Origin of the sequence: Paracoccus sphaerophysae, assembly GCF_000763805.1 — a bacterium.
Classification (GTDB): domain Bacteria; phylum Pseudomonadota; class Alphaproteobacteria; order Rhodobacterales; family Rhodobacteraceae; genus Paracoccus; species Paracoccus sphaerophysae.
Map to the genome: position 1 here is coordinate 20,186 of NZ_JRKS01000003.1, position 23,087 is coordinate 43,272.

Here is a 23,087-nt window from a genome sequence, read left to right on the forward strand (position 1 = left end):
GGAAACCGGGTGAATCCATTGTGTGGACGCTGGTTGCGGGGTACCCGAGGTCATGGCGCGGATCGCATTCATCCTGCTGTGCCACAAGGATCCCAAGGGGATCATCGCGCAGGCGCTGCGGCTGACCCAGTCGGGCGACTATGTCTCGATCCACTTCGACGCCCGCGCCAACCCTGCCGATTTCGATGCCATCCGGGCCGCGCTGGGCAGCAACCCCGGCGTGACCTTCGCCGCACGGCGGTTGAAATGCGGCTGGGGGGAATGGTCGCTGGTCGCCGCCACGCTGGAAGCGGTGCGCGCCGCCGTCGCCGCCTTCCCGGCGGCCACCCATTTCTACATGCTGTCGGGCGACTGCATGCCAATCAAGTCGGCTGCCTATGCGCATGACTTCCTTGACGCCAACGAACTGGATTACATCGAGAATTTCGACTTCTTCGACAGCGACTGGATCAAGACCGGGTTCAAGGAAGAACGCCTGATCTATCGCCACTGGTTCAACGAGCGCACCCAGAAGAAGCTGTTCTACGGCAGCTACGAAATCCAGCGCCGGCTGGGCATCACCCGCGAGGTGCCGGCCGACATCCAGGTGATGATCGGCTCGCAATGGTGGTGCCTGCGCCGCCAGACAGTGGAAAAGGTGCTGGCCTTCTGCGACTCGCGCCCCGACGTGATGCGGTTCTTTGCGACGACGTGGATCCCGGACGAGACGTTCTTCCAGACGATCGTGCCGCACGTGGTGCCGCGCAAGGAAATCCGCGCCCGCACCCTGACCTTCCTGATGTTCACCGATTACGGCATGCCGGTGACGTTCCACAACGACCACTACGACCTGCTGCTGCGGCAGGATTACCTGTTCGCGCGCAAGATCAGCGCCGAGGCGATCCAGCTGCGCGAGCGGCTGGGGGCGCTGTGGCAGGCCGATGATGTGCGGTTCCCGATCTCGAACGAGGCCGCGGGCCTCTACCGCTTCCTGACCCAGCGCGGTCGCATCGGCCGGCGCTTTGGCCAGCGCTTCTGGGAGGCCGAGGGAACGCTGGGCCGCGGCCACACGCTGCTGCTGATCGTCTGCAAGAAGTGGCACGTCGCCAAGCGCCTGACCGCCGCGATCCGCTGGCATACCGGGATTCCCGCGGTGAACTATCTGTTCAACGAGCTGGACGCCGAACTGCCCGACATGGGCGGCATCGAGACCACCGTGGAAAAGCGCGAACGCCACCGCCGGGCGCTGGTCAAGATGCTGTTCGACCAGCTGGAATCCCGCTGCGTGGCGATCTGCCTCGACCCCTCGGCGCTGGGGCTGATCCAGGACTTCGTCGAGGACAAGGCCGACACCCGCCTGCTGCTGATCGAGTCCGATTTCGACGACGACTATGTCCGCGGCCATATCGAGCGCGTCGGCCTCGCCGGCCGGCACAGCGCGCCGGATTACGTGAACCGCCTGATCCCGGCCGTGCGCAGCGACCTGGAACACGAGGCCGACCATATCCGCGACCTGGACCTGGACGGGTTCGAAGTGATCTCGCCCGCCTGGGACGAGGCCCAGAACGCCGCCGCCCTGCAGCGCTTCCTGGACGTCACGCCCGAGCTTGCGCTGACGCTGGCGCAGACCGATGATCTTTTTGCCGACTGACCGCCGAGGCCTGACATGACCTATGACGACGACAACATCTTTGCCCGCATCCTGCGCGGCGAGATCCCCAACGACACCGTTGCCCAGAACGACCACGCGCTGGCCTTCCGCGACATCCGCCCGCAGGCGCCGGTGCATATCCTGGTGATCCCGAAGGGGCGCTATGTCAGCTATGACGACTTCGCGGCCAACGCCTCGGACGCGGAAATCCTGGGGTTCAACCGGCTGGTGGCCGAGGTCGTGCGGGCCGAGGGCATCGGCCTGGCCGAGGGCGGCGCGGGGTTCCGCGCCATCACCAACGCCGGCGCCCACGGCGTGCAGGAGGTCCCGCATTTCCACCTGCACCTGCTCGGCGGGCAGCCGATGGGGCGGATGGTGTCGCGCGACTGATCCGGGGCCAGGCCATGCTGACCGCCTATGCCCCCCATCTCGGCGGCCTCGCGCCGCTGCCCCACGGCGAGGACCCGGCGCGCGGGCGGTGGATCGACCTGTATCAGCCGCTGGACCAGCAGGTCCGGCTGATGCGCGGCTTTGGCGTCGAGGTGCCGACGCTCGAGGACATGGAAGAGATCGAGATCTCAAACCGCCTGTATCGCGAGGGCGACCTGCTTTACATGACCGCGGTGCTGCCGGGCGAGATGCCGGACGGCAAGCCGGTGGCGATGCCGGTGACCTTCATCCTGTCCCCCGACCGGCTGGTGACGGTGCGCCACCACGCGCCGCGGCCGTTCACCACGTTTCCGACGCGGGCAGAACGGTCGGCGTCCGGCGTGTCGGGGCCGGATCGCATCTTCCTTGGCCTGATGGAGGAGATCGTCGCCCGGCTTGCAGATATCCTTGAGGGCGTCGGCAAGGTGCTGGACCAGACCGGCACCCATGTCTTCGAGGACGCCAGCAATATCCGCGACGTCGTGCTGCGGGCTGCGCTCATCAAGATCGGCCGGCAGTCCGAACTGATGGCGCGGGTCCGGCTGGGACTGCTGTCGGTCGAGCGGGTGCTGAGCTTCTACACCGCCGCCGCCGACGATCACCCCGATGCCAAACGCCTGCAGGCGCTGGCCAAGTCGATCAACCGCGACGTCCAGGCGCTCGAGGTGCACGCGGACTTCCTGGGCTCGCGGCTGGGGATGACGGTCGATGCGACGCTGGGGCTCATCAACCTGCAGCAGAACAACACCGTGCGGGTGCTGTCGGTAGTCGCGGCGCTGTTCCTGCCGCCGACGATGATCGCCTCGATCTACGGCATGAACTTCGACCACATGCCGGAACTGCACTGGGTCTGGGGCTATCCGATGGCGATCGGCGCGATGGTGCTGTCGGCGCTGGGGATCTATGCGCTGGCGCGCTGGAAACGCTGGCTCTAGCCGCGGGTCATCGACAGGAACACGTCCTGCAGGTCGGGCTGTTCGCTGGACACGTCGGCCATCGGCACCCCGCCCTGCCGCAGCGCGTCGATGATGCGGTCGGCCTGAACCCGGCCGGGCGCATAGGTCAGGGCCAGCCGCCCGTCCGCGCGCCGCTCGGCGGTGACGCCCTCGGGCAGCGGCGGCAGGCTGCCCGCCCACGGCCCCGGATCGACCACCAGCGTCTTGCTGTCGGCGCAGGCCAGCAGGCTGTCGGTGCGGTCCTGCACGACCTTTTCGCCGTGGTTGATGATGGCGATCTCGTCGCACATCTGTTCGGCTTCCTCGAGGTAGTGGGTGGTCAGGATCACCGTCATGCCCTGCGCGTTCAGCGCCCGCACGTTGGTCCACAGCATCTCGCGCAGGGCGATGTCGACGCCGGCGGTGGGTTCGTCCAGCACCAGGATGCGCGGGCGGTGGACCAGCGCCTTGGCCAGCAGCAGCCGCCGCTTCATCCCGCCCGACAGCTGGCGGGTATAGCTTTCGGCCTGCGCGGTCAGCCCGACGAGCGCCAGGATCTCGTCGGTCCAGCGATCGGCCCTGGGCACGCCATACAGCCCCGCCTGCACCTCGAGGCTGGCGCGCGGGGTGAAGAACGGGTCGATGTTCAACTCCTGCGGCATCACCCCGATGGCGGCGCGGGACTGGCGCGGGTTCACGTCCTGGTCAAAGCCCCAGATCTCGACCCGCCCGGCGGTCTTGTTCACCAGCCCGGCGAGGATGTTGATGATCGTCGATTTCCCGGCCCCGTTCGGGCCCAACAGGCCAAAGATCGAGCCGCGCGGGATGGTCAGGTCGATGCCCTTCAGTGCCTCTTTCGCCGGCACCTTGCCCGAGGCGGCATAGGTCTTGCGCAGGTCGGTCAGGCGGATGGCGGCGTCGGGCATGGCAGGCTCGGGGGACCAGGGGACGAGAGGGAGGGCGCCGCCGGGCTTGCGGGGGCGCGCTGGCTGGCTAGAATGACCGCGCCGTTAAACCGGCCTTTGCCCGCCAGCACAAGAGAGCCCCGATGCGCCATCCCACGACCGAGACCCCGATGTCCACCAACCAGGACCCGGCCGCCGCGGTCCGCCCGGCGCCGGCCACCGAAACGGTGACCCGCTGGAAGGTCGCCTGCGCCGGCGACGAGGCGCTGGGGCTGGGGCATCCGCGGGTGTGGCTGGCGATCTCGCCCGCGACCGGCTTCGTCGAGTGCGGCTATTGCGACAAGCGCTTCGTCATCGACCGCGCCCACGCCCACGACGACCACTGACCGGCGAGTTCCCCCGCGGCGGTTGCAGGGCCGGCTGGTGCATCGCGTCGGGCTCGGGCTAGTGCCCCTCGCCGGCCACAGGGTCGGCGCAGCCGCTGGTGCGGGTTTCGATCTCGATCGTCGAATGGGCGATGTCGTGGCGGTCGTGCAGCACCAGCTTGACGGCCAGCCGGGTGGCGTAGGGGTCGGCATCGTCCGCGATCACCACGTGCATTTCGGCTGAGCGGCGCTTTTCGTCGATCTGCCAGACATGCAGGTGATGCAGCCCGGTAACGCCCGCGACGGCCAGCACGTCCCGGCGCAGCGTCGGGTCGTCGATCCCGGCCGGGGCGCCCAGCATCAGCATCCGCAGAATCGGCCCCGTGTCGCCGCGGATATGCCACAGGATCACCACCGAAATGAGGATGGTCAGGATCGGGTCGGCGATCCGCCAGCCGAAGGCAAGGATCAGCGCGCCGCCGATCAGCACCGCGACCGACACCGCCGCATCGGCCAGGTTGTGCAGCCAGGCGGCGCGGATGTTCACGCTTTCCTTCGCCAGCCGCGCGGTCAGCCAGGCGGTGCCCAGATCGACCACCAGCGCCAGCGCCGCCAGCGCCATGACCAGCCCGCCCGCCACGGGCGGCGGATCGGTCAGCCGGCCCACCGCCTCGACCATCAGCCACACCGACACGGCGATCAGCGCCAGGTAGTTGACGAAGGCCGCGACGATCTCGGCCCGCGACCAGCCGAAGCTCATCGCCGGGGTGGCGGGGCGCGCGGCGAGCTTGCGGGCACCAAAGGCCAGCACCAGCGCCAGCGCATCCGACAGGTTGTGCACCCCGTCCGCCACCAGGGCCACGGAATCGGCGGCAAGCCCGCCGGCGATCTGCGCCGCGGTCAGGCCGAGGTTGATGACCACCGCCCACAGCAACGCGCTGTCGCTCAGGCCCTTGCCGTGGTCGTGCGGATGGCCGTGGCCGTCTCCGTGAGGGTGGTCGCGCCCATGGTGGTGGTGATCCTGGCTCATCATCCGGCGCTCAATGCGCCTCGGCCCAGGTCGCGCCCGATCCGGCATCGACCACCAGCGGCACAGACAGGTCGACCGCCGGGGCGGCGGCGTTCGCCATGACCTCGCGGGCGGCGGCGATCAGCGGGGCGACCGCGTCCTCGTCGGCCTCGAAGACAAGCTCGTCATGGACCTGCAGCAGCATCCGCGCCGGCAGCCCCTCGATGGCCGCGGGCATCCGGATCATCGCCCGGCGGATGATGTCGGCCGCCGTCCCCTGGATCGGCGCGTTGATCGCCGCGCGCCGCGCCCCCGCCGCCGCCGGGCCGGACGACGATATCCCCGGCGTGTGGATGCGGCGGTTGAACAGCGTGCGGACATAACCGTAGGTCTTTGCCTCGCGCGTGGTGCGGTCCATATAGGCGCGGATTTCCGGGAAGCGCTGGAAATAGGTGTCGATGAAGGCCTGCGCCTCGGCCCGCGGGATGCGCAGGTTGCGGGCGAGGCCGAAGCCCGAGATGCCGTAGATGACGCCGAAGTTGATCGCCTTGGCCTGCCGGCGGATCATCGGGTCCATGCCCTCGACCGGGACGCCGAACATCTGCGACGCGGTCATCGCGTGAATGTCGATGCCGTCCGAAAACGCCTGCTTCAGCGCCGGGATGTCGGCGATATGCGCGAGAATCCGCAGCTCGATCTGGGAATAGTCGAGCGAGACCAGCCGCTTGCCCTCGGGCGCGACGAAGGCCTCGCGGATGCGGCGGCCTTCCTCGGTCCGCACCGGGATGTTCTGCAGGTTGGGATCGGTCGAGGCCAGCCGCCCGGTCGAGGCCCCGGCGATGGAATACGAGGTATGCACCCGCCCCGTGTCGGGGTTCACATAGGTCGGCAGCGCGTCGGTATAGGTCGATTTCAGCTTGGAAATCGCCCGCCAGTCGAGGATGCGGGCCGGCAGCTCGTGCCCCTCGGCCGCCATGTCCTCGAGCACGTCGGCCGAGGTGGACAGCGCCCCCGACTTTCCCGCCTTGGTCCCCGCCAGCCCCATCTGGCCGAACAGGATTTCCCCCAGCTGCTTGGGTGAGCCGAGGTTGAACTTGCCGCCCGCGAGCTGGTGCGCCTCATCCTCGAGCGCCGCCATCTTCTGCGCGAAAGCGCCGGACATGCGGCGCAGGTGGTCGGCGTCGATCTGGATGCCGGCCATCTCCATCCCCGCCAGCACCTCGATCATCGGCTTTTCCAACGTCTCATAGACCGTCGTGACCTGCGCGGCGGGCAGCTGCGGCCGGAAATGCTGCCACAGCCGCCAGGTGATCTCGGCATCCTCGGCGGCATAGCGGGTGGCGGCGTCGATGGGGACCTGGGCAAAGGTGATGGCGTTCTTGCCAGTACCCAGCAGCTCCTTGATCGGCTGGCAGCGGTGGCCGACATAGGTGTCGGCGAGTTCGTCCATGCCGTGATTGTGCAGCGCGGCGTTCAGCGCATAGCTCATCAGCATGGTGTCATCGACCGGGTCCATGCGGATGCCGTGGCGGGCGAGGATCTTCCAGTCATACTTGGCGTTGTGGACGATCTTCAGCACCGCCGGGTTTTCCAGCATCGGCTTCAGCATCGCCAGCGCCTGGTCCATCGGGATCTGCCCCTCGGCACGCTGGCCGCCGCCGAAGAGGTCCGCGGCGCCCTCGACATGGGCGAGCGGCACATAGGCGGCCAGCCCCACATCGGGGCACAGCGAGATGCCGACCAGATCGGCCTGCATCTCGTCCAGGCTGGTGGTTTCGGTGTCGATGGCGACCGCGCCCTTCTGGGTGATCGCGGCGATCCACTGGGCCAGCGTCGCCGCGTCGCGGATGGTGACGTAATCGGCGCAGTTGACCGGCGGAAACTCCGGCGCGGCAGGCGAGGCGGTTTCCGGCGGCGGGGCCACGGGTTCGGGCGGCGGCGCCTTGAAGCGTTCCGCGACCCGGTTGGTCAGGGTGCGGAACTCCATCCGGTTCAGGAACTCCATCAGCGTGGCCGGGTCGGGGTCGGTGACCTCCAGCGTGGCCAGCGCAAAGTCGATCGGTGTCTGGCAATCCAGCTGCACCAGCCGGCGGGACACCCTGATCTGGTCAGCATGGTTCAGCAGCGTCTCGCGCCGTTTGGGCTGCTTGATCTCTCCGGCGCGTGCGAGCAGCGTATCGAGATCGCCATATTCGCCAATGAGTTGCGCGGCCGTCTTGATGCCGATTCCCGGCGCGCCGGGGACGTTGTCCACGCTGTCGCCGGCCAGCGCCTGCACGTCCACCACCCGCTCGGGATAGACGCCGAACTTGGCGAACACCTCGTCGCGGCCGATGCGCTGGTTCTTGATCGGGTCCAGCATCTCGACCCCGTCGCCGACCAGCTGCATCAGGTCCTTGTCCGAGCTGATGATCGTCACCCGCCCGCCCAGCGCGCGCGCCTGGCAGGCGAGCGTGGCGATGATGTCGTCGGCCTCGAAATCGGCGATCTCGATGCAGGCGACGTTGAAGGCGCGGGTCGCCTCGCGGGTCAGGGGGAATTGCGGTTTCAGCTCGTCCGGCGGTTCCGGGCGGTTGGCCTTGTAGTCGGCGTAGATCTCGTTGCGGAAGGTCTTGGAGGAGTGGTCGAAGATCACCGCCGCATGGGTGGGCGCGTCGGCGCCGCGGGCGTCCTCGATGTACTTCCACAGCATGTTGGAAAACCCGGCCACCGCGCCGATCGGCAGGCCGTCGGACTTGCGGGTCAGCGGCGGCAGGGCGTGATAGGCGCGGAAGATGAAGGCCGAGCCGTCGATCAGATGCAGGTGGCTGCCCTTGCCGAAGCCTTCGTCGTTCATGTGGGGATTCCTTGCCGGGGTTGCCCGCCGTTCTGCCACGCGCCGGGGCGGGGTGCAAACCTAGCCGCGGGCGGCGCGCCAGCCGGCGGCCTCGGCCTCGGCCGGGGAACAGAACCAGCGTTCGCCCTGCGCCTCGTCGATGCCGGTGCGGTCGTAATGGCGCCCGCCCGGCAGGTGATAGATGCGCCCGTTGGCCGAGATGTTGCCCTTGATCGCGCAATCCGCGGCCGGCGCGCGGGGCGCAGCGGTCGGGGCGGAGCGATGGGCGATGCGATAGACCTCGGGCGGCTCGACCGTGCCGGACCAGAAGCCGGAGCCGGCCGCGCGGGCCTGCGCCTCGGCGGCCACGTAGTCGGTCGAATAGCGCGCATAGGCCAGCGCCATGCCCTGCCCGACCAGTTCCGCGCCCAGATCGCGGCCCGCCGCCTGACAGCGCGCGACGATGCGGTCGTGGCGGTCCATGTCCAGCGGCTGGCAGGTGACCACCGCGCCGCCGATCAGGGCGGTCAGCGCGGCCGCGGCCTCGTCCCCGCAGCGCCGGGCCGCGCCGGTCGCGTCGAGGCAGGTCTGCGCCTGTTCCGGCGCATCGATGCCGTGCAGGCGGATGATCGCCTCGCCGCCCGGCGTGGCGAGCCCCAGCGTGTCGCCGTCGATGACCCGCCCGGGACCCGTCGGATCGCCCGCCCAGGCGGGGATCGGCAGGGTCAGCGCGAAGAGTAAACAAAGCCTTAACATTCCCCTGATTAGGGGAATGTTCTTGCTATGTTCAAGAGGCTCACGCGGTCCTGGTCAGCGCCTCGTCCAGCCAGCGCCGCACCATCGCGTGCGCGGTGTCCGGTGCCGGCCCGCGGCCGTCCAGGACCGCGCGCAGATAGACGCCGTCGATCAGCGCCCCCAGCGTCTCGGCCAGCCGCGGCGCATCCTCGCCGGTCCGCGGCCGCAGGGCATGGATCAGGTTCGACCGCAGCCGCCGGTGATAGATCGCGAGCAGCCGCGCGGCCTCGGGCTCGGTCAGCGCCAGCGCATAGAAGTTCAGCCAGGCGGCCATCGTCTCGGCGTCGAAATGGGCGCCGTCGAGGCTGGCCGCGATGATCGCCTGGGCGCGCTGGTCGGGCGCTGCCGCGGCAAGGGCGGCGCGCACGGCGGCGCCATAGACCGTCAGGATGTGCCGCATGGCGGCGGTCAGCATCTGGGATTTGGAGCCGAAATAGTGATGCGCCAGCGCGGGTGACATGCCGGCCTCGCGCGCGATCTTGGCAACGGTGACGTCCTGCGTACCGGACCGCCCGACGGCGGCGATGGCGGCATCGACAAGCGCAGCCTTTCGGCTGGCCTCGGCCCCGATTTTGGGCATAACTGGCCCCTCGGCAGAATCACTCCGCGCCGAAGGAATACCGCGCGTTGATTGATCCGTCAATCAACAAACCGCCCGGGGCAGACGCCCGGCGCACAGACAAGAAGGACACCACGCGATGATCTTCCGCAACATGCTGCTGGCGCTGGCGGCCACCGCCCTGCCCGCCATGACCCTGCCCGTCACGGCCCTTGCCGCCGAGCCTGCGTCCTGCAAGTCGGTGCGGTTTTCCGATGTCGGCTGGACCGACATCTCGGCCACCACCGGCATCGCCACGACGCTGCTGACCGCGCTGGGCTATCAGCCCGAGGTCAAGGTCCTGTCGCTGCCGGTGACCTTCACGGCGCTGTCCACCGATGACGTGGACGTGTTCCTGGGCCTGTGGATGCCGACCATGGCGGCCGACATCAAGCCCTATGCCGACGCCGGCACCGTCGACACCGTCCGCACCAACCTGACCGGCGCGAAATACACGCTGGCCACCAACAAGGCCGGCGCCGACCTGGGGATCACGGACTTCGCCAGGATCGCCGAACACAAGGACGCGCTGGACGGCAAGATCTACGGGATCGAGCCCGGCAATGACGGCAACCGCCTGCTGCTGGACATGATCGCGCAGGACAAGTTCGGCATGGGCACGATGGAGCTGGTCGAGTCCTCGGAACAGGGGATGCTGGCGCAGGTCGCGCGCGCCGATGGCGCCGGCAAGCCGGTGGTGTTCCTGGGCTGGGAACCGCACCCGATGAACACCCAGTTCGCGCTGACCTACCTGACCGGCGGCGACGAGATCTTCGGCCCGAACCTGGGCGGCGCCGAGGTCAAGACCACCACCCGCGCCGGCTATGTCACGGACTGCCCGAATGTCGGCAAGCTGCTGCAGAATCTGGAATTCACGCTGCCGATGGAAAACGAGATCATGGGCGCGATCCTGAATGACGGCACCGATCCGGGCAAGGCCGCGACGGCGTGGCTGAAGGCCAACCCCGATGCCGCCACCCCCTGGCTGGAAGGCGTGACCACCTTTGACGGCGGCGACGCCAAGGCCGCGCTGACCGAGGCGCTGGGCGACTGACATGGACCGCATCTCTGCCCTGCTGACGGATCACAAGCTGCCGGTGGGGCGGACGGCCAAGCTGGGCTTCGACTGGCTCAAGGCCCATGCGAGCCCGCTGTTCGACGCCATCGCCGTGGCGCTGGACCGGCTGATCGCGGGCATCCAGACGGTGCTGGAATTCCCGCATCCGCTGGTCTTCACCGCGCTGGCCGTGGCGCTGGCGTGGTTCCTGCGGCGCAGCTGGCGGACCTGCGTCTGGGTCTGCGTGGGCTTCCTGTTCATCCTCAACCAGGGCTACTGGGACGAGACGATGCAGTCGCTGACCCTGGTGCTGTCGGCCTGCGTGGTCTGCATGGCGGTGGGGGTGCCGATCGGCATCGCGCTCGCCCACCGGCCGCGGCTGTATCGCTATGTCCAGCCGCTGCTGGACCTGATGCAGACCTTGCCGACCTTCGTCTACCTGATCCCGGCGATCGTGTTCTTCGGCATCGGCATGGTGCCGGGGCTGATCGCCACGGTGATCTTCGTGCTGCCGGCGCCGATCCGGCTGACCTACCTGGGCATCTCGTCCACCCCCGTCGCGCTGACCGAGGCCGCCCGCGCCTTTGGCGCCACCCCGCGGCAGCTGTTGTGGAAGGTCGAACTGCCCAGCGCCCTTCCGCAGATCATGGCGGGGCTGAACCAGACGATCATGCTGTCGCTGTCGATGGTGGTGATCGCGGCGCTGGTCGGGGCGGCGGGGCTGGGCGTGCCGGTCGTCCGGGCGCTGAACAGCGTCAACACGGCGCTCGGCTTTGAATCCGGCTTCGTCATCGTGGTGGTGGCGATCATCCTGGACCGCATGTTCGCCATAAGGCGGAAAAAGTCATGACGCAGGCCGATCTCACCTCGGGCCGGCCGGCGGTCGAATTCGACAATGTCTCGATCATCTTCGGCGACAAGCCGCAGCGGGCGCTGCCGCTGGCCGACCAGGGGCTGGACCGGGGCGCCATCCGCGAGGCGACGGGGCAGGTTCTGGGGGTCCACGACGCCTCGCTGACCGTGGCCGAGGGCGAGATCCTGGTGCTGATGGGCCTGTCGGGGTCGGGCAAGTCGACGCTGCTGCGCGCGGTGAACGGGCTGAACCCGATGGTGCGGGGCGAGACCCGCGTCCGCATGGGCGACCGCATGGTCGGCATCGCCAACGCCGACCGCGAGACGCTGCGCGAATTGCGGCTGCGCCACGTGGCGATGGTGTTCCAGCAATTCGGCCTGCTGCCGTGGCGGACGGTGCGCGAGAATGTGGGGCTTGGGCTGGAGTTCGCCGGCCAGTCCCGCGCCCGCCGCCGGCCGCGGGTGGACGAGGAACTGGCTGTCGTCGGGCTGGCCGAATGGGCCGACCGCCGGGTCGGCGACCTGTCCGGCGGGATGCAGCAGCGCGTCGGCCTCGCCCGCGCCTTCGTCACCCAGGCCCCGATCCTGCTGATGGACGAGCCGTTCTCGGCCCTCGATCCGCTCATCCGCACCCGGTTGCAGGACGATCTGCTGGACATGCAGTCGCGGATGCGGCGCACCATCATCTTCGTCAGCCACGACCTGGACGAGGCGTTCCGCCTGGGCAACCGCATCGCCCTGATGGAAGGCGGGCGCATCGTGCAGGTCGGCACCGCCCGCGACATCATCCGCAACCCTGCCAGCGACTATGTGGCCGACTTCGTGGCCCACATGGACCCGCTGGTGGTGCTGACCGCCGCCGACCTGGTCGAGCCTGGCGAGGCCGAGGGCGCGCCCCTGCCCGCCACGATGCCGGTGCGCGAGGTGATGGCGGCGCTGTCGCGGGCCGAGGCCCTGCCCGTCTCGGGCGGCGGCCGGGTGACGCGCGCCGGCGTGCTGGCGCGGCTGGCGGGACTGCGGGGTTAGGGTCGTCGCGCAGCGCATGACGGGACTTGTCCGGGGTGCGGTTTCCTGTCGCCCCCGGCCCCCATCACCCCCGAAAGATCAGCGCCGCCGCGATCGACCACATCACCAGCGCGACCAGCCCGTCCAGCACCCGCCAGGCCAGCGGGCGGGCAAAGACCGGGGCCAGCAGCCGGGCGCCATAGCCGAGCGCAAAGAAGAACAGGAACGACCCGCTCATCGCGCCCAGGGCGAAGGACAGCCTGTCGGCCCAGGTCGAACTGACCGCGCCCAGCAGCACCACCGTATCCAGCCAGACATGCGGGTTCAGCCAGGTCAGCGCGGCGATGGTGGCCAGCGTCGCCGCCAGCGAGGGCGGGGCGGCGCCAGCGGCGCGCAGCGTCTCGCCGCCGCGCCAGGCCGCGCGGGCCGATCGGGCGCCGTACCAGATCAGGAACGCCGCCCCGCCCCAGCGCATCGCCGCCAGGAACCACGGCGCGCGTTCCGCGATCGCGCCCGCCCCGGCGACGCCGGCGGCGATCAGGACGGCGTCCGAGACGGCGCAGAACAGGCACACCCAGAACACGTGCTGGCGCAGCAGCCCTTGTTTCAGCACAAAGGCGTTCTGCGCACCGATCGCCACGATCAGCGACAGCCCGGTGCCCAGCCCGGCCAAGTAGGCGCCGGTCGAGGCTGCACCGATCGCTCCCATTGCAGCCCCCGTTCCCGCGCCACTATCCGGTCCGCGAGGCATTTCATGAAACCCAAGATCCTGTCCACCCTGCCCGGCTACCGGGCCCCCGACCTGATGGCCGATACGCTGGCCGGCATCACCGTTGCGATGGTGGCGATCCCGCTGAGCCTCGCCATCGCCATCGCCTCGGGGGTGCCGCCCGGGGTGGGGCTGGTCACCGCCATCGTGGGCGGGTTCCTGATTTCGGCGCTGGGCGGCAGCCGGGTGCAGATCGGCGGCCCCACCGGCGCCTTCATCGTCGTCGTGGCCGGAGTCGTCGCTGCCCACGGCCATGACGGGCTGATCGTCGCCACGCTGATGGCGGGGGTGATCCTCGTCCTGGCCGGGGTCTTCAAGGCCGGGGCGCTGGTGCGCTATGTCCCCGAGCCGGTGATCGACGGCTTCACCATCGGCATCGGCGTGATCATCGCGACCAGCCAGCTGCCCGACCTGCTGGGGCTGCACCTGGCCCATGTCCCGGCCGAGTTCCTGCCCAAGCTGGCCGCGATCTGGTCCGCCCGCGGCCAGATCGACCCGGCAGCGCTGGGGGTCGGGATCGCGACGGTGATCGCCATCACCGCGCTGCGCCGGGCGTTCCCGCGGTTTCCGGGGCTGATCGTGGCGGTCGGGGCGACCTCGGCCGCGGCGCTGGCGCTGGGGCTGGGGGTGGACACGATCGGCTCGCGCTTCGGGGCCCTGCCCGACAGGCTGCCGATGCCGGCGCTGCCCGAACTCGGCTGGGCACGGGTGACCGAGCTGCTGCCCTCGGCCCTCGTCATCGCCTTCCTCGCCGGCATCGAATCGCTGCTGTCGGCGCTGGTCGCCGACCGGATGATCGGTGGCTCCCACCGCCCCAACGCCGAGGTGATGGCCCAGGGCTGGGCCAATATCGGATCGGCGCTGTTCGGCGGCCTGCCCGCGACCGGGGCCATCGCACGCACCGCGACCAACGTCCGGGCCGGAGCGCGGACTCCGGTCGCCGGGCTGGTCCACGCCGTGGTGATCCTGATCGTGATGATGGTCGCGGCGCCCCTGGCCGGCGCGCTGGCGATGCCGGCGCTGGCCGGGCTGCTGATCCTGACCGCCTGGAACATGACCGAGCCGCACAAGTGGCGCCATCGCCTGACGCTGCGCCGGTCGGACGAGGTGCTGCTGGCGATGACGATGCTGCTGACGGTGCTGGCCGACCTGACCATCGCCATCGGGGTCGGGGTCGTCGCCGGGCTCGCGCTGCGGCTGGCGCGGCGCGACGTGCCCAGCGACTGGACTCCGCCATCGCATTGACGCCGTAACGAGATCCCAGCGCCCCCCGGAGGAAGCGCCCGGACAGGTCGGGCGTCAGCCCAGCTGCGCTGCCACGTCCTCGGACAGGTCGAAATTGGCGGTGACGTTCTGCACGTCGTCGTCCTCTTCCAGCGTGTCGATCAGCTTCATCAGCTTTTGCGCCTGGTCCATCTCGCCGACCTCGGTGGGGGCCTGCGGCTTCCAGATCAGCTTGGCGGTCTCGGATTCGCCCAGCGCCCCTTCCAGCGCGGCCGAGACTTCGGCCAGATCGGTGTCGGCGCAATAGATCCAGTGGCCCTCGTCATCCGATTCCACGTCCTCGGCCCCGGCTTCCAGCGCCGCCATCATCACCGTGTCGGCGTCGCCGGCGGTGGCCGGATACATGATCTCGCCCACCCGGTCGAACATGAAGCTGACCGAGCCGGTCTGCCCCAGATCGCCGCCGGCCTTGGTGAAATAGCTGCGCACGTTCGACGCCGTGCGGTTGCGGTTGTCGGTCATCGCCTCGACGATGACGGCGATGCCGCCGGGGCCATAACCCTCGTAGCGGATCTCTTCATAGGATTCCGCGTCGCCGCCCTGGGATTTCTTGATCGCGCGGTCGATCACGTCCTTGGGCATGGAACTCGCGCGGGCTTCCTTGACCGCCAGCCGCAGCCGCGGGTTCTTTTCCGGGTCGGGGTCGCCCATCTTGGCGGCGACGGTGATTTCCTTGGAAAGCTTGGAAAACAGCTTGGCGCGCAGCTTGTCCTGCTTGCCCTTGCGGTGCTGGATGTTGGCCCATTTGGAATGGCCTGCCATTGGTCCGGTCCTTGCTGCGGGGCGCGCCATCGCGGGGCGCCGGAATGAGGATACGGGCGACGGCCGGTCGAGTCTGCGCCACGAGCGGGGCCCCCACCGCTGTGCGGCGTGTTCTAGTCGGGGGCGCGCGGACCCGCAAGCCGCCGCGCGCTGTCGCGAGGAGACACTTTTTTCCCGACCGGCATCGTCCTATGGTGCGGCAGCCGCATCCAAGGATATCCCATGCTTTCCAAGATCCGTGAGACCGGGACGGTGCTGTCCCTTCCCGTTCTCGTCCGCATGGCCAAGCAGGTGATGTGGGACAGCAAGGCGCGCGAAGAGCTTCAGAAACAGGGCGTCTCGATCAGCCCGGCCAATTTCTACAACGACATTCCGACCATCGAGGAACTGCGCAACGGGTTCGAGACCCGCGAAGCGGCGCCCTACCTGATGGAATTCTTCGACGAGGCCGCGCAGCATCGCATGCTGGCCGCGATGATGCCGTTCGCCGGGGAATTCGATCCGCCGCAGGAGCCATCCGAGGACGGGCTTCGCTATGGCTGGAAGAACGGGATGTTCTCGAATCTCGACGCGATGGCCTATTACTGCATCCTGCGGCATTTCCAGCCGCGTCGCGTGCTCGAGATCGGGTCCGGCCATTCCACGCGGGTCGCGCTGCAGGCGCTGGACCGGAATGGCTCGGGCGAGCTGCTGTCGATCGAACCCTACCCCTCGGACGCGCTCAAGAACATGCCGATCACCCTGCAGACCGGGTTTGCGCAGGATTTCGGCCCCGAGTTCTTCAACGACCAGCTGGCCGACGGGGACGTGTTCTTCATCGACAGCACCCATACGGTCAAGGCCAGTTCGGATTGCTGTCACCTGTATCTGCGCATCCTGCCGCAACTGCGACGGAACGTGATCGTGCATGTCCACGACATCGCCCTGCCCCAGGGGATCAACGTCAACAACGCGATCGAAAGGCAGATCTACTGGACCGAGCAGTATCTTCTGGCCGCGCTCTTGTGCGACAACCCCAAGGCCGAGTTCCTGCTTGGCGCGGTGTTCGCCAACCTGCGGGCGCGGTCGACGGTCGAGCAGTTGATGGGCGGCAAGGCCCGGCCCGGCGGCGGCAGCTTCTGGTTCCGCTGGAACGGCCGGCGCGAGGTCGCCAGGTCCTGATCAGTCGGGCCCGGCAGCCGCGGCATAGACGAACAGCCGCAGCGCCGTGGCCAGTCCCACCTCGGCCGGGCGGGCGCTGTCGATCTGCGCGATCAGCGCGGCGCGGGTCGTGCCGCGGGCCCGGGCCGCCTCGCCCAGCCCGCGCCAGAAGGCGTCCTCGAGACTGACGCTGGTGCGGTGGCCCTCGATCGCGACCGACCGCTTGAGCGGCGGCGTCATCGCCGGCAGCCGCAGCGGCAGCGCGTCAGCCATCGGCCCCGTCCTCGCCCCCGTCCCCTGCGTCGTCGCCCGCGTCGTCCCCCGCCGCGTCCTCGCGGCGATGCTGGTCGAGGGTGCGCGCGGCGCGGGTGCGGTCGGCGTCCTCGGCGGCCTTCTGCGCCTTGGTGCGGCCGAACAGCGCCGCGTTCTCGTCGCCCTGCCGGCGCTTGTCGGCGCGGGCCCGGGCCTTGCGAAAGCGGGTCAGGTTGGTGATCTCGGCCATGCCCCGACCATAGCCCCGGCGCGGCGCGATTTCCATTCCCGACGCGCCCCCTTTCCCCGCCCGCGCGCCCGCGCCATGCTGCCGCGACAGCAAGGGGACGACATGGCGCAGAAGATCATCATCGACACCGATCCGGGGCAGGACGACGCCGTGGCGATCCTGCTTGCGCTGGCCTCGCCCGAGCTTCAGGTGCTGGGCGTCACCGCGGTGGCCGGGAACGTGCCCCTGCCCCTCACCCTGCGCAACGCGCGTGTGGTCTGCGAACTGGCCGGCCGCCCGGACGTCCCGGTCTTCGCTGGCTGCGACGCGCCGCTGGAAGGGACGCTGGTCACGGCCGAAAACGTCCACGGCGCGACCGGGCTGGACGGGGTGGCGTTGCCCGAGCCGACGATGCCGGTGCAGGACCGCCACGGGGTCGATTTCATCATCGACACGCTGCGCGCCGAACCGCCCGGCACCGTGACGCTGGTCCCGATCGGCCCGCTGACCAACATCGCCGCCGCCTTTCGCCGCGCCCCCGACATCGTGGCGCGGGTGCAGCGCATCGTGCTGATGGGCGGCGCCTATTTCGAGGTCGGCAACGTCACCCCCGCGGCCGAGTTCAACATCTACGTCGATCCCGTCGCCGCGGCCGAGGTCTTTGCCTCCGGCGTCGATCTGGTGGTGGTGCCGCTGGACGTGACGCACCGGGCGCTGACCAACCGCGCCTGGGTGGAAACCATGCGCGGGCAGGGCCGGGTCGGCGCGGTGGTGGCCAGCTGGACGGATTTCTTCGAACGCTACGACCGCGCCAAATACGGCCACGAGGGCGCGCCGCTGCACGACCCCTGCGCCATCGCCTGGCTGATCGCGCCCGACCTGTTCAGCGGCCGCCGGATCAATGTCGAGATCGAGACCGAGGGGCGCTGGACCCGCGGCATGACCGTCGCCGACTGGTGGGGGGTCAGCGGCCGGGCGCCCAATGCCCTGTTCCTGCGCGACGTGCGGGCCGAGGCGCTCTTTGCGCTGCTGACCGACCGGATCGGGGCGCTGGGCCGGGCCTGAGCCGGCCGCCGGGGCTGGACAGGCTGGCCCGCATCGGGCATCGCGGCGCCATGACCGCGACCCCCATCGTGCCCGAAACCGTGACTCGGACCCAGCCGCCCCATACCCATACGCGCGCCGACGACGCCCAGGGCATCGCCTTCGGCGCCGCGATGGCGGCGTTCAGCGCCTTTCTGCTGGGCTCGGCGGGGTTGATCACGGGGCAGCTGGCGGGCCTCGCGCTGCTGCTGTCGCAGGCCACGGGTTACAGCTTCGGGCCGGTCTACCTGGTGCTCAGCCTGCCCTTCTACGGCTTCGGCTATCGCCGGCTGGGGGCGGGGTTCCTGCGCCGCACCATCGCGGCGGTGCTGCTGATGGTGGCGACCAGCCTGGCGCTGCCGCGGCTGATGTCGTTCGACCTGCTCCACCCCGCCGCGGCGGCGGTGCTGGGCGGGCTGGTATCGGGCGCGGGGCTGCTGGCGCTGTTCCGGCACCGGGCAAGCCTTGGGGGCATCGGCGCGGTCGCGCTGGACGTGCAGGACCGCACCGCGATCAAGGCAGGCTGGGTGCAGATGGGCTTTGATGCGGCGCTGTTCGCGTTCGCATTCCTGGTCCTGCCGTGGGACCGGGCGCTGTGGTCGGCGCTGGGGGCGGCGGTGCTGAACCTGGTGATCGCGATCAACCACCGCCGCGACCGCTATATCGTCTGATCAGACGGCGACTCAGACCGCGACGCCCAGCGCGCGCTTGACGTTCGCCGTCCAGCCCAGCAGCCGCTGGTCGCCCGCCACGATCGCCGGCCGCTTCATCACCGAGGGCTTGGCGCCCATCATCGCCACCGGATCGGCGGCCCGTTCGGCCTCGGACATGCCGCGCCAGGTCAGGCTCGCCCGGTTCACGATCCGCGCACCGAACTCGGCGGCGAGACGCTGACGTTCGGCCTCGGACAGGGGCTCTTGCGCCACGTCGCGGAAATCGACCGTCCAGCCGGCAGCCTCAAGCTCCGCCTGCGCCTTCTGGCAGGTCGAGCAATGCGCTAGCCCGAACATGCTCAGGCGCTTTCCCTGGCCCCCCATCAGATGAACGGCACCAAGGGGATGCCGCAGGCGGACAGGGCCAGCAGCGAGGCAAGGGCCAGCAGGGTCTTCATCGTCATTCCTCCGTTCGGACCGGGGCGCAGATTGGCCATGCGCCGGCCGGGCTGCAAGTCACAGATCGCCGTGCCCCGCGTGATCGCCGGCCGCATCATGCAGCCGCGCGCGCACGCGCCGCATCCCCCACCAGACCGCCAGCACCACCAGCGGCGTCAGCCCGGCGACCAGCACCGCCTTGTCCAGCCCCAACTCGGCCGCCAGCGGATAGACGGCATAACCCAGAAGACCCACGGCGTAATAGCTGATCGCCACCACCGACAGCCCCTCGACCGTGTGCTGCAGACGCAGCTGCAGATCGGCGCGGCGGTCCATGCGTTCCAGCAGCGCCTGGTTCTGCGCGCTGCGCTGCACGTCGACGCGGGTGCGCAGCAATTCGCCGGCACGCGCAGCGCGGTCGAGCATCGCATCCAGCCTCGCCTCGGCCGACTGCACGGTCCGCATCGCGGGCTCGTAGCGGCGCGTCATGAACTCGGTCAGCGTCTGGCGGCCCTGAAAGCGCGACTCGCGCAGCGCGGCGATGCGGTCTTGCACGATCGCCTCATAGGCGCGGGTGGCGCCAAAGCGAAAGCTGTGCTGCGTCGCCTCGGTTTCCAGCAGCGCCGAGACCTTGAGCAGATCGTGCAGCACCGTTTCCGCCGGCCGGTCGTCGTCGCCCAGCCCGTCGACGAGCGCGGTCAGCCGCGCATCCAGCGCGTTCAGCGTCGCCGTCAGCGTCCGCGCGCGGGGCAGGCCCAGCATCGACATGGCGCGATAGGTTTCCAACTCGGTCAGGCGCTGGACCACCCGCCCCAGCCGACCCGGCCCCAGTTCCGGCCGGGCAAAGACCGCAAACCGCATCCAGCCCGCCGGGTCGATGCGGAAATCGGTGGCGATCACGGCGGCGCCGTCGAGCACCTCGACGGCGGTCAGCCCGTCGATGGCGAACCATTCCGCGAACCGGGCCGACAGGCTGTCGGGATCGTCCGGCATCACGTCGACATGGATCAGCGCCGCGACCAGCCGCCGGCCCGGCGCGGCAGCCTGCCAGTCGGCAGGAAACAGCTCGGCCAGCGCCGGATCAAAGGGGCGCACCGCCTTTCCGGGGGTAGAGCCCAGGTAGCTGACGAACTCGGTATGCCCTTCCCAGCGCAGCTCGTGCCGGCCCATCTGGGCGGCGTAATGCCCGATGCCCGGCTGCGGCAGCGAGGCGCCGTGCCGTCGCGCCAAGTCGGCCAGATGGGCGATGTCGCGCGCCCGGTCCCGGTTCGCCGCGTCGCGGGGTTCCTTGAAGGCCAGGTAGGCGACCTTGCACGGCGCCATCAGCCGCGGCGAGGGCCGGGCGTGCAGTTCGTTGACCATCTCGAAGCGCAGCGGATGGTCCAGCGCGGGGGGCGATGCGGCGTCGGGCGCGTGTGCAGGGCTCATGGCGCCAGCCAAGCCTCAAAGCGGGGGGCGGTGCAAGCCGTTCGTAGGCATGGGATAAGGCTTTCGTGACCCCGCCCCCCGTTGCACCTGCCGCCGGCATTGGGCAGATTTGCTGCAAACACACGAGGGCAGACGAATGATGCGCACTTTCCGCTGGCTGATCGCCGTGTTCCTGGTCGCGCTGGCGGCCTCGTGCGCGCCCGGCAAGTTCAAGACCTATAACGGCCCGCCGGTCACGCAGATCGTGGTGAACAAGTCGGCGCGGCAGATGCTGTTCCTGTCCGGCAACACGATCATCAAGGCGTACAACGTGGGCCTCGGCAACGAACCTGTCGGCCACAAGCAGTTCGAGGGCGACGGCCGCACCCCCGAGGGGCTTTACTATATCGACCGCCGCAACCCCGACAGCCGCTATCACCTGTCGATCGGGATTTCCTATCCGAACCCGACCGATGCGGCCTATGCCGCCTCGCTGGGCCAGCGGGCGGGCAGCGACATCTTCATCCACGGCCAGGGCCCCGAGGGCAAGGCGCTGTCCCGGATCAAGCGCGACTGGACCGCGGGCTGCATCGCCGTCACCGATGCCGAGGCCGAGGACATCTATGCGATGGTCCAGGACGGCACGCCGATCCAGATCAACCCCTGAGGGCTGCGGCCAAGCGCAGTAACGAGGTCTCGCCATGACCGGACCCGATGCCGCCGCACGCATCGACGTCCGTATCGCCGAGCTGGACGAATGGCGCGGCAAGATGCCGGGCCGGGTGCGCGAGCTGATCCACGCCGCCCTGCCCGATGTCGGGGAAATCCTGGAAGTGGCGCGGCGTGCCGGTCTGGGAACAGGACGGCATCCCGTGCACCGGCGAAGCTATCGCGACAAGGTCAAGCTGACATTCGCCAGGGGCGCGCCTCCCTGCCCGACCCCAAGGGGCTGTTCAACGCCAGCCTCAACGGCAACACCCGCCGCGCCATCGATCGGGCCGAGGGCGACAGGCTGGACGCCCGGGCCTTCAAGGCGCGGATCCGGGCCGTTGCCCGCGCGAACCGGGACAAGCCATCCCGAAGGAAGCCTGCGGCCAAATAGAAAGCCCCCGCCGCATCGGGCAGGGGCCTGTCTCTCGGGCGGTCTTAAATATCCCCGCCGGAGGCTCCGGCAGGAACGTCGGGCGCCTGCGGTTCAGTCGATCAGCGGCAGCAGCGCATCCAGAGACTTCTTGGCGTCTCCATAGAACATCCGCGTGTTCTCCTTGTAGAACAGCGGGTTCTCGATGCCGGAATAGCCGGTGCCCTGGCCGCGCTTGCTGACGAAGACATGCTTGGCCTTCCAGACCTCCAGCACCGGCATGCCGGCGATGGGGCTGTTGGGATCTTCCTGCGCGGCCGGGTTCACGATGTCGTTCGAGCCGATGACGATCACCACGTCGGTGGACGGGAAATCGTCGTTGATCTCGTCCATTTCCATCACGATGTCATAGGGCACCTTGGCCTCGGCCAGCAGCACGTTCATGTGCCCCGGCAGGCGGCCGGCGACCGGGTGGATGGCAAAGCGCACCTCTTTCCCGGCCGCACGCAGCTTGCGGGTCAGTTCGCTGACCGACTGCTGCGCCTGGGCCACCGCCATGCCATAGCCGGGCACGATGATGACGCTGTCGGCTTCGTTCAGCGCGGCGGCCACGCCCTCGGCGTCGATTGCGACCTGTTCGCCCTCGATCTCCATCGCGGGCCCCGTCTCGCCGCCGAAGCCGCCGAGGATCACGCTGACGAACGACCGGTTCATCGCCCGGCACATGATATAGGACAGGATCGCCCCCGAGGATCCGACCAGCGCCCCGGTCACGATCAGCAGGTCGTTGGACAGCGTAAAGCCGATCATCGCCGCGGCCCAGCCGGAATAGCTGTTCAGCATCGACACCACGACCGGCATGTCCGCCCCGCCGATCCCCATGATGAGATGCCAGCCGATGAAGCAGGCAATCAGCACCAGCAGCAGCAGCCACAGCATCGCCGGGCCGATCCCGGTAACATACAGGATGGTCAGCAGCAGCGAGGCGATCGCGGCGCCGAGGTTCAGCATGTGCCCGCCGGGCAGCTTCCTGGGCTTGCCGTCGATCTTGCCGGCCAGCTTGCCATAAGCCACGACCGACCCGGTGAAGGTCACCGCGCCGATGAAGACGCCCAGCGCGACCTCGACCTTGAGCATGGCGATCTCGGCCGGGGTCTTGTGGGCCAGGACGGCCGCGAAGCCGTCGAAGATGTCGGTCACGCCGTTCAGCCGGGCGCGGATCACGCGGCCCAGTTCGATCTGCGCGTTCAGGCCGATGAAGACGGCCGCGAGGCCGACCAGCGAATGCATCGCCGCGACCAGCTGCGGCATCTCGGTCATCTGCACGCGGGTCGCCAGCACATAGCCGACCGCGCCGCCGATGGCGATCATGACCAGCGACAGCCACCAGTTGCCGAGGCCCGGGCCGAACAGCGTGGCGACAACGGCCAGCGCCATGCCGACGATGCCGTACCAGATCGCGCGCTTGGCGCTTTCCTGGCCCGACAGCCCGCCCAGCGACAGGATGAACAGCACCGCCGAGACGACATAGGCGGCGGTGGTGAAGCCGAAGGCCGGCAGCGCGTCCATGACGCCGGGCCCGTGGGACACGACG

At 69.3% G+C, this 23,087-nt stretch carries 25 protein-coding genes; 12 read left to right on the forward strand and 13 right to left on the reverse strand.

The annotated features are described in order from the left end of the window. Nucleotides 1-52: 52 nt before the first annotated feature. The 3 genes from IC63_RS01950 to IC63_RS01960 are packed head-to-tail and all read left to right on the forward strand — an operon-like array spanning nucleotide 53 to nucleotide 2,994. Nucleotides 53-1,630: a DUF5928 domain-containing protein gene (locus IC63_RS01950; RefSeq protein ID WP_036716441.1), complete on the forward strand. Its 1,578-nt coding sequence runs from the start codon at nucleotides 53-55 to the stop codon at nucleotides 1,628-1,630. Between the two features lie 15 nt (nucleotides 1,631-1,645). Then, the gene (locus IC63_RS01955; protein ID WP_036716443.1) at nucleotides 1,646-2,020 is read left to right on the forward strand and encodes an HIT domain-containing protein; all 375 of its coding nucleotides are present in this window, start codon (nucleotides 1,646-1,648) and stop codon (nucleotides 2,018-2,020) included. Between the two features lie 14 nt (nucleotides 2,021-2,034). After that, nucleotides 2,035-2,994, forward strand: a complete 960-nt coding sequence (locus IC63_RS01960; protein WP_036716445.1) for a magnesium transporter CorA family protein — start codon at nucleotides 2,035-2,037, stop codon at nucleotides 2,992-2,994. Here the strand turns inward: IC63_RS01960 and IC63_RS01965 are convergent. Continuing rightward, on the reverse strand, nucleotides 2,991-3,920 hold the full coding sequence (locus tag IC63_RS01965; RefSeq protein ID WP_036716446.1) for an ABC transporter ATP-binding protein: 930 nt from the start codon (nucleotides 3,918-3,920) through the stop codon (nucleotides 2,991-2,993). The two genes, IC63_RS01960 and IC63_RS01965, sit on opposite strands and share 4 nt — an antisense overlap. A 149-nt stretch (nucleotides 3,921-4,069) precedes the next feature. Between IC63_RS01965 and IC63_RS01970 the strand changes: the two genes are divergently transcribed. After that, nucleotides 4,070-4,285 carry a zinc-finger domain-containing protein gene (locus tag IC63_RS01970; protein WP_052041808.1) on the forward strand — a complete coding sequence of 72 codons (216 nt, stop codon included), beginning with the start codon at nucleotides 4,070-4,072 and terminating at the stop codon, nucleotides 4,283-4,285. Between the two features lie 58 nt (nucleotides 4,286-4,343). Here the strand turns inward: IC63_RS01970 and IC63_RS01975 are convergent, their stop codons facing one another. From IC63_RS01975 to betI, 4 genes are read right to left on the reverse strand one after another with little or no spacing between them, the layout of a single operon-like run. Beyond that, nucleotides 4,344-5,297, reverse strand: coding sequence for a cation diffusion facilitator family transporter (locus IC63_RS01975; protein WP_232222483.1), 954 nt, complete (start codon nucleotides 5,295-5,297; stop codon nucleotides 4,344-4,346). Nucleotides 5,298-5,304: 7 nt separating this feature from the next. Beyond that, entirely contained in the window at nucleotides 5,305-8,109 is a 2,805-nt protein-coding gene (gene polA / locus IC63_RS01980) for a DNA polymerase I (protein ID WP_036716449.1), read from the reverse strand. 60 nt (nucleotides 8,110-8,169) lie between these two features. Continuing rightward, nucleotides 8,170-8,844, reverse strand: a complete 675-nt coding sequence (locus IC63_RS01985) for a thermonuclease family protein (RefSeq protein ID WP_036716450.1) — start codon at nucleotides 8,842-8,844, stop codon at nucleotides 8,170-8,172. A 40-nt stretch (nucleotides 8,845-8,884) separates the two neighbouring features. Beyond that, nucleotides 8,885-9,463 (reverse strand): choline-binding transcriptional repressor BetI, encoded by a 579-nt coding sequence (betI, locus tag IC63_RS01990; RefSeq protein WP_036716452.1) that lies wholly within the window; start codon nucleotides 9,461-9,463, stop codon nucleotides 8,885-8,887. A 118-nt stretch (nucleotides 9,464-9,581) separates the two neighbouring features. Between betI and choX the strand changes: the two genes are divergently transcribed. Genes choX through choV form a run of 3 tightly spaced genes read left to right on the forward strand, consistent with a single transcriptional unit; the run spans nucleotide 9,582 to nucleotide 12,416 of the window. Continuing rightward, a complete protein-coding gene (gene choX / locus IC63_RS01995) occupies nucleotides 9,582-10,535 on the forward strand; it encodes a choline ABC transporter substrate-binding protein (RefSeq protein ID WP_036716453.1) in 954 nt (317 codons plus the stop codon). A gap of 1 nt (nucleotide 10,536) precedes the next feature. Then, nucleotides 10,537-11,388 (forward strand): choline ABC transporter permease subunit, encoded by an 852-nt coding sequence (choW, locus tag IC63_RS02000; protein ID WP_036716454.1) that lies wholly within the window; start codon nucleotides 10,537-10,539, stop codon nucleotides 11,386-11,388. Next, nucleotides 11,385-12,416 carry a choline ABC transporter ATP-binding protein gene (choV, locus tag IC63_RS02005; protein WP_036716455.1) on the forward strand — a complete coding sequence of 344 codons (1,032 nt, stop codon included), beginning with the start codon at nucleotides 11,385-11,387 and terminating at the stop codon, nucleotides 12,414-12,416. Before choW ends, choV begins: the two co-directional genes overlap by 4 nt. Before the next feature lie 64 nt (nucleotides 12,417-12,480). On the opposite strand, the gene IC63_RS02010 is transcribed toward choV, so the two are convergent. After that, on the reverse strand, nucleotides 12,481-13,104 hold the full coding sequence (locus IC63_RS02010) for a LysE/ArgO family amino acid transporter (RefSeq protein ID WP_036716457.1): 624 nt from the start codon (nucleotides 13,102-13,104) through the stop codon (nucleotides 12,481-12,483). A 45-nt stretch (nucleotides 13,105-13,149) separates the two neighbouring features. Here IC63_RS02010 and IC63_RS02015 point away from each other — a divergent pair, with 45 nt between their 5' ends. Then, entirely contained in the window at nucleotides 13,150-14,409 is a 1,260-nt protein-coding gene (locus tag IC63_RS02015; protein WP_036716459.1) for a SulP family inorganic anion transporter, read from the forward strand. A 54-nt stretch (nucleotides 14,410-14,463) separates the two neighbouring features. Here the strand turns inward: IC63_RS02015 and IC63_RS02020 are convergent, their stop codons facing one another. Next, the gene (locus tag IC63_RS02020; protein ID WP_036716461.1) at nucleotides 14,464-15,210 is read right to left on the reverse strand and encodes a YebC/PmpR family DNA-binding transcriptional regulator; all 747 of its coding nucleotides are present in this window, start codon (nucleotides 15,208-15,210) and stop codon (nucleotides 14,464-14,466) included. Between the two features lie 222 nt (nucleotides 15,211-15,432). Here IC63_RS02020 and IC63_RS16795 point away from each other — a divergent pair, with 222 nt between their 5' ends. Next, entirely contained in the window at nucleotides 15,433-16,371 is a 939-nt protein-coding gene (locus tag IC63_RS16795) for a class I SAM-dependent methyltransferase (RefSeq protein ID WP_052041798.1), read from the forward strand. On the opposite strand, the gene IC63_RS02030 is transcribed toward IC63_RS16795, so the two are convergent. Continuing rightward, entirely contained in the window at nucleotides 16,372-16,623 is a 252-nt protein-coding gene (locus tag IC63_RS02030; protein WP_052041799.1) for a ribbon-helix-helix domain-containing protein, read from the reverse strand. Continuing rightward, the gene (locus IC63_RS02035; RefSeq protein WP_332257714.1) at nucleotides 16,616-16,888 is read right to left on the reverse strand and encodes a DUF4169 family protein; all 273 of its coding nucleotides are present in this window, start codon (nucleotides 16,886-16,888) and stop codon (nucleotides 16,616-16,618) included. Before IC63_RS02035 ends, IC63_RS02030 begins: the two co-directional genes overlap by 8 nt. A gap of 66 nt (nucleotides 16,889-16,954) precedes the next feature. On the opposite strand from IC63_RS02035, the gene IC63_RS02040 reads away from it, so the two are divergent. Both IC63_RS02040 and IC63_RS02045 read left to right on the forward strand, forming a co-directional pair. Next, on the forward strand, nucleotides 16,955-17,896 hold the full coding sequence (locus IC63_RS02040) for a nucleoside hydrolase (protein ID WP_036716463.1): 942 nt from the start codon (nucleotides 16,955-16,957) through the stop codon (nucleotides 17,894-17,896). A 50-nt stretch (nucleotides 17,897-17,946) separates the two neighbouring features. Further along, nucleotides 17,947-18,585, forward strand: a complete 639-nt coding sequence (locus IC63_RS02045; protein ID WP_052041800.1) for a YitT family protein — start codon at nucleotides 17,947-17,949, stop codon at nucleotides 18,583-18,585. 12 nt (nucleotides 18,586-18,597) lie between these two features. Here IC63_RS02045 and IC63_RS02050 read toward each other — a convergent pair whose 3' ends face one another. Then, nucleotides 18,598-18,924: an arsenate reductase family protein gene (locus tag IC63_RS02050; protein ID WP_052041810.1), complete on the reverse strand. Its 327-nt coding sequence runs from the start codon at nucleotides 18,922-18,924 to the stop codon at nucleotides 18,598-18,600. 159 nt (nucleotides 18,925-19,083) lie between these two features. Then, entirely contained in the window at nucleotides 19,084-20,433 is a 1,350-nt protein-coding gene (locus tag IC63_RS02055) for a DUF3422 family protein (RefSeq protein ID WP_036716464.1), read from the reverse strand. 136 nt (nucleotides 20,434-20,569) lie between these two features. Here IC63_RS02055 and IC63_RS02060 point away from each other — a divergent pair, with 136 nt between their 5' ends. After that, nucleotides 20,570-21,079 (forward strand): L,D-transpeptidase family protein, encoded by a 510-nt coding sequence (locus IC63_RS02060; RefSeq protein ID WP_036716466.1) that lies wholly within the window; start codon nucleotides 20,570-20,572, stop codon nucleotides 21,077-21,079. Here IC63_RS02060 and IC63_RS17825 read toward each other — a convergent pair. Further along, nucleotides 21,069-21,281, reverse strand: a complete 213-nt coding sequence (locus IC63_RS17825) for a hypothetical protein (RefSeq protein WP_036716467.1) — start codon at nucleotides 21,279-21,281, stop codon at nucleotides 21,069-21,071. The two genes, IC63_RS02060 and IC63_RS17825, sit on opposite strands and share 11 nt — an antisense overlap. A gap of 326 nt (nucleotides 21,282-21,607) precedes the next feature. Further along, nucleotides 21,608-23,062, reverse strand: coding sequence for an NAD(P)(+) transhydrogenase (Re/Si-specific) subunit beta (locus IC63_RS02070; RefSeq protein ID WP_036716573.1), 1,455 nt, complete (start codon nucleotides 23,060-23,062; stop codon nucleotides 21,608-21,610). Nucleotides 23,063-23,087: the final 25 nt, after the last annotated feature.

Coding starts and splice junctions, on each gene's coding strand:
- IC63_RS01985 (WP_036716450.1), bottom strand. CDS start 8,844: ATGTTAAGGCTTTGTTTACTCTTCGCGCTGACCCTGCCGATCCCCGCC.
- choW (WP_036716454.1), top strand. CDS start 10,537: ATGGACCGCATCTCTGCCCTGCTGACGGATCACAAGCTGCCGGTGGGG.
- IC63_RS02020 (WP_036716461.1), bottom strand. CDS start 15,210: ATGGCAGGCCATTCCAAATGGGCCAACATCCAGCACCGCAAGGGCAAG.
- choV (WP_036716455.1), top strand. CDS start 11,385: ATGACGCAGGCCGATCTCACCTCGGGCCGGCCGGCGGTCGAATTCGAC.
- IC63_RS02040 (WP_036716463.1), top strand. CDS start 16,955: ATGGCGCAGAAGATCATCATCGACACCGATCCGGGGCAGGACGACGCC.
- IC63_RS16795 (WP_052041798.1), top strand. CDS start 15,433: ATGCTTTCCAAGATCCGTGAGACCGGGACGGTGCTGTCCCTTCCCGTT.
- choX (WP_036716453.1), top strand. CDS start 9,582: ATGATCTTCCGCAACATGCTGCTGGCGCTGGCGGCCACCGCCCTGCCC.
- IC63_RS01960 (WP_036716445.1), top strand. CDS start 2,035: ATGCTGACCGCCTATGCCCCCCATCTCGGCGGCCTCGCGCCGCTGCCC.
- IC63_RS01950 (WP_036716441.1), top strand. CDS start 53: ATGGCGCGGATCGCATTCATCCTGCTGTGCCACAAGGATCCCAAGGGG.
- IC63_RS02055 (WP_036716464.1), bottom strand. CDS start 20,433: ATGAGCCCTGCACACGCGCCCGACGCCGCATCGCCCCCCGCGCTGGAC.
- IC63_RS02050 (WP_052041810.1), bottom strand. CDS start 18,924: ATGTTCGGGCTAGCGCATTGCTCGACCTGCCAGAAGGCGCAGGCGGAG.
- IC63_RS01965 (WP_036716446.1), bottom strand. CDS start 3,920: ATGCCCGACGCCGCCATCCGCCTGACCGACCTGCGCAAGACCTATGCC.
- IC63_RS02030 (WP_052041799.1), bottom strand. CDS start 16,623: ATGGCTGACGCGCTGCCGCTGCGGCTGCCGGCGATGACGCCGCCGCTC.
- IC63_RS02060 (WP_036716466.1), top strand. CDS start 20,570: ATGATGCGCACTTTCCGCTGGCTGATCGCCGTGTTCCTGGTCGCGCTG.
- betI (WP_036716452.1), bottom strand. CDS start 9,463: ATGCCCAAAATCGGGGCCGAGGCCAGCCGAAAGGCTGCGCTTGTCGAT.
- IC63_RS02035 (WP_332257714.1), bottom strand. CDS start 16,888: ATGGAAATCGCGCCGCGCCGGGGCTATGGTCGGGGCATGGCCGAGATC.
- IC63_RS01970 (WP_052041808.1), top strand. CDS start 4,070: ATGTCCACCAACCAGGACCCGGCCGCCGCGGTCCGCCCGGCGCCGGCC.
- IC63_RS01955 (WP_036716443.1), top strand. CDS start 1,646: ATGACCTATGACGACGACAACATCTTTGCCCGCATCCTGCGCGGCGAG.
- IC63_RS02015 (WP_036716459.1), top strand. CDS start 13,150: ATGAAACCCAAGATCCTGTCCACCCTGCCCGGCTACCGGGCCCCCGAC.
- polA (WP_036716449.1), bottom strand. CDS start 8,109: ATGAACGACGAAGGCTTCGGCAAGGGCAGCCACCTGCATCTGATCGAC.
- IC63_RS02010 (WP_036716457.1), bottom strand. CDS start 13,104: ATGGGAGCGATCGGTGCAGCCTCGACCGGCGCCTACTTGGCCGGGCTG.
- IC63_RS17825 (WP_036716467.1), bottom strand. CDS start 21,281: ATGCCGTCCTGTTCCCAGACCGGCACGCCGCGCCACTTCCAGGATTTC.
- IC63_RS02045 (WP_052041800.1), top strand. CDS start 17,947: ATGACCGCGACCCCCATCGTGCCCGAAACCGTGACTCGGACCCAGCCG.
- IC63_RS01975 (WP_232222483.1), bottom strand. CDS start 5,297: ATGATGAGCCAGGATCACCACCACCATGGGCGCGACCACCCTCACGGA.
- IC63_RS02070 (WP_036716573.1), bottom strand. CDS start 23,062: ATGGACGCGCTGCCGGCCTTCGGCTTCACCACCGCCGCCTATGTCGTC.